Annotated in this window: 1 protein-coding gene; it reads left to right on the top strand. The window is 61.9% G+C overall.

Features of this window, described 5'->3' with window-relative positions; genetic code table 11:
• Positions 1-161: 161 nt before the first annotated feature.
• The gene (gene tcdA / locus HU811_RS27005) at positions 162-974 is read left to right on the top strand and encodes a tRNA cyclic N6-threonylcarbamoyladenosine(37) synthase TcdA (protein WP_003198205.1); all 813 of its coding nucleotides are present in this window, start codon (positions 162-164) and stop codon (positions 972-974) included.
• Positions 975-1,017: the final 43 nt, after the last annotated feature.

Genomic DNA, 1,017 nt, shown 5'->3' with positions numbered 1-1,017 from the left:
ACGAAACCTGTGGGAGCGAGCCTGCTCGCGCTGCGGTGGATCGGTCGACATTAATATTGACTGAACTGAAGCCATCGCGAGCAGGCTCGCTCCTATAGAGGTTTTGCTTAAATTGTTACGACAAAGCCCTATAATGCGCGCCGGTTTTTGGGGTAATGGTCATGAGTACAGAAGATCCACGGTTTGCCGGTATCGCCCGTTTGTACGGCATCGAAGGCCTGGAGCGCCTGCGGGCGGCCCATGTGGCGATTGTCGGGGTGGGCGGCGTTGGTTCCTGGGCGGCGGAAGCCATCGCCCGGTGCGGCGTGGGTGAGATCTCCCTGTTCGACCTGGACGATGTCTGCGTCAGCAATGCCAACCGTCAACTGCACGCCCTGGACAGCACCGTCGGCAAACCGAAGGTCGAGGTGATGGCCGAGCGCCTGCGCGGCATCAACCCCGACTGCACGGTGCATGCCGTGGCGGATTTTGTCACCCGCGACACCATGGCCGAATACATCACGCCGAACATTGACTGCGTGATCGATTGCATCGACAGCGTCAACGCCAAGGCGGCGCTGATCGCCTGGTGCAAGCGCCGCAAGATCCAGATCATCACCACCGGTGGCGCGGGCGGGCAGATCGACCCGACGCTGATCCAGGTCTGCGACCTGAACCGCACGTTCAACGATCCGCTGGCCTCGAAAGTGCGTTCTACCTTGCGCCGTGACTACGGTTTTTCCCGCACGGTGACCCGCCACTACAGCGTGCCCTGCGTGTTCTCGACCGAACAACTGCGCTACCCCAAACCCGACGGCAGCATTTGCCTGCAGAAGAGTTTCGTCGGCGATGGCGTCAAGCTCGACTGCGCCGGTGGATTTGGCGCGGTGATGATGGTCACGGCGACGTTCGGCATGGTCGCGGCGACCAAGGCTGTGGATAAGATTGTGGCGGGTGTTCGGCGTCCGGCTGACAGGGTCAAGCCGCAGGTTTGAGGGTGGGGCTGACGGCCCTTTCGCGAGCAAGCCCGCTCCCACA

The organism is Pseudomonas tehranensis, assembly GCF_014268615.1.
GTDB lineage: Bacteria > Pseudomonadota > Gammaproteobacteria > Pseudomonadales > Pseudomonadaceae > Aquipseudomonas > Aquipseudomonas tehranensis.
This window is presented reverse-complemented; position numbering and strand designations above follow the sequence as displayed.